Source organism: Bradyrhizobium sp. 142 (genome assembly GCF_023074015.1).
Classification (GTDB): domain Bacteria; phylum Pseudomonadota; class Alphaproteobacteria; order Rhizobiales; family Xanthobacteraceae; genus Bradyrhizobium.
On the sequence record NZ_JADPKQ010000207.1, the window covers coordinates 1 to 2509 of the forward strand.

Sequence of the window (2509 nt, forward strand, 5' to 3'; positions counted from 1 at the left end):
GCGAGCCCTTCCAGGAAGAGCGTCCAGAGGCTCAAAGGCAAAATCGATGGGCTTCTGGTCTCCGGCAACAAAGATCCGTGGCCTGAGGTACGCGACCAGTTGAACCGACTTCTGCGCGGCTGGTCGAGTTACTTCAGCTACGGCACCCGGCTGATGGCCTACCGGGCGGTCGACAATCACGTCTATGATCGCGTGCGACACTTCCTGCGAAGACGGTGCAAGGTGCAAGGACGCGGCACACGAAGGTTCCCCGCTGACCATGTCTTCGGGCCCGCCGGCGTGCTGCGGCTCCGCCGCGTGCATCTGGGGCCGCTGCCGCGTGCCATGTGATGAAACCAGTCGGAAAGCCGGATGCCGGAAATCGGCACGTCCGGTTTGATGAGCGGGGAGAGGAAACGGGACGTTGCCGCACGGCCCAAGTCACCGCGCCTCTCCTCGACTCTACTCGCTCCATCCGGGCTACATTCTTTAGACGCAACGTTGGAGTCCTCATCAAAACCGGCTATGCATGCGCCGCTTGCAACGAGGACTCTTGGCTTGACGCCCGACACCAAACCTTTGACCGCGCCGTTCGGCGCGTTTGCGCCCAACGCGGCGCAGGCCGCGATCATCGGCCTCGCAAAGCAGTCGGGGCTGAAGCGCGGCGCGTTTCGTCCATGGCTGTCGCGTCTAGTCAACTTGATGCGCGGCGGTCCGCTCGACGTGCAGTATCAGGGCGCCTCGTTCCGCTTCTATCATCAGGGCAGCGCGACCGAGCGCGGCGCGCTGTTCAATCCCGACTACAATCTCGACGAGCTCGATTTCCTGCGCCAGCATACGCCGACAGGCGGCGTGTTCATCGACGTCGGCGCCAATGTCGGTACTTTCGCGCTGGTGATGGCCGGCCATGTCGGACCGCAGGGCAAGGTGGTCGCGATCGAGCCGCATCCCGTGACCTTTGCAAGGCTCTCCTTCAACCAAGCGGCATCCCGCACGCCGCAGGTTCACCTGGTGCAGGCCGCAGCCGGCGATGCCGACGGCGAGCTGATGATCGAAACCGGCGGCGGCAATCTCGGCGCCACTCACGTCGTGACCAGCGCAGCGAGCGCTGGCGCCATCAAGGTTCCGTCGTTGCGCCTGATGCGCATTCTCGACGAAGCCGGCGTTTCGCGAGTCGATACGCTCAAGATTGACGTCGAAGGTTTTGAAGACCGGGTGCTGATCGGCTACTTCCGCGATGCGCCGCCCACATTGTGGCCTCGTGCGGTCGTGATCGAGCATCTGTCACAAAACGAATGGCGCGAGGATTGTATCGCTGACATGGTCGCGCGCGGTTTTGCGATCGCGCGCAAGACACGGAGCAATACGTTTCTCTCGCGCTGACTGCGAACGATGGAGGTTGCGATGATCGATCACATGGGCTTCCCGGTCTCCGACTACGAGCGCGCCAAAGCGTTCTACACGAAGGCGCTGGCGCCGCTCGGCTATAGTCTGATCGTGGAGGTGACGCAGGAGCAGACCGGCCACGATCCGGCAGCAGGCTTTGGCGCCGACGGCAAGCCGGATTTCTGGATCGGCGGCGAAGGCGGGCTGAACAAGCCGGTGCATGTCGCGATCCTGGCGAAGGACCGCGCAACGGTCGACGCGTTCTACAAGGCGGCAATGGCGGCCGGCGGACGTGACAACGGCGCACCGGGCATTCGCGCGCACTATCATCCGAACTATTATGGTGCCTTCGTGCTCGATCCCGACGGCCACAACATTGAAGCGGTCTGCCACGCGCCCGAATAGGACGGTTTTACCAAACCGGGAAGCGCGGAACATTTGCCCGGCATCATCGTTATCATTCTTCGCACAACTGACCTCGATGATGCCGATGCCGATCGAACCGCCCGAGATTCCACCGGCCACACCGGGGACCCCCACCGAACCGCCACCGGGAATTCCGCCCGGCAATCCGCAGCCCGACATTGTGCCGCCGGTGCGTGAGCCCGGCGAGCCTGCACGTCCGGACGAATTGCCCGGCCGCGTGCCTGAGGAGATTCCGCCGCGCGGACCGAATGGGCCGCACACACCAAACCCTGCAACCGATGCGGATTCATCCGCAGCTGACTTCCAAGGCGACCGACAGATGTGAGGCGATTGCAACCTGCGTCTGAATGCGCAATGAACATTGATGTCGTGTCGTGATTTGCGTGCAGAAATAAATCGGGCCGTGTCTTCTTCACCCGCCACAATCCGGCCTAACGCGTATCCGTTCATCACCAGACCTTGTCAAAGAACCTTCCGGGGAAGTTCACCATCATGACCAACCTTCGTTTCGTGCTGCTTGCCACGACGGCTCTCACTGCGATGCAATTCGCAGGCTCCGCATCGCATGCGCAAGGCGCGCCGCCTCTCGTGGTCGCGCAGGCCCAGCCGCAAGAGACTGGTCCTGACGGAAAACCGAAGCAGCCTCCGAAGGGACCGCCAGCGGCTGCACCGCCTGCGGCGCCCGCGCGCCCGGCCACACCCCCGCCCGCAGCTGCAC

Annotated in this window: 4 protein-coding genes and 1 pseudogene; all 5 read left to right on the forward strand. The window is 63.3% G+C overall.

All coding sequences use genetic code 11. The annotated features are described in order from the left end of the window. Positions 1–330 (forward strand): group II intron maturase-specific domain-containing protein (locus IVA82_RS18990; protein ID WP_276578017.1); only part of this gene is annotated, 330 nt, incomplete at its 5' end. 174 nt (positions 331–504) lie between these two features. Then, the gene (locus IVA82_RS18995) at positions 505–1362 is read left to right on the forward strand and encodes an FkbM family methyltransferase (protein WP_247382353.1); all 858 of its coding nucleotides are present in this window, start codon (positions 505–507) and stop codon (positions 1360–1362) included. Between the two features lie 21 nt (positions 1363–1383). After that, complete coding sequence (locus IVA82_RS19000; protein WP_247382354.1) at positions 1384–1770, forward strand: VOC family protein; 387 nt, start codon at positions 1384–1386, stop codon at positions 1768–1770. An 85-nt stretch (positions 1771–1855) separates the two neighbouring features. Continuing rightward, positions 1856–2116, forward strand: coding sequence for a hypothetical protein (locus tag IVA82_RS19005; RefSeq protein ID WP_247382355.1), 261 nt, complete (start codon positions 1856–1858; stop codon positions 2114–2116). A gap of 167 nt (positions 2117–2283) precedes the next feature. Further along, positions 2284–2509 (forward strand): annotated as a pseudogene (locus tag IVA82_RS19010) (OmpA family protein); the annotation flags it as partial.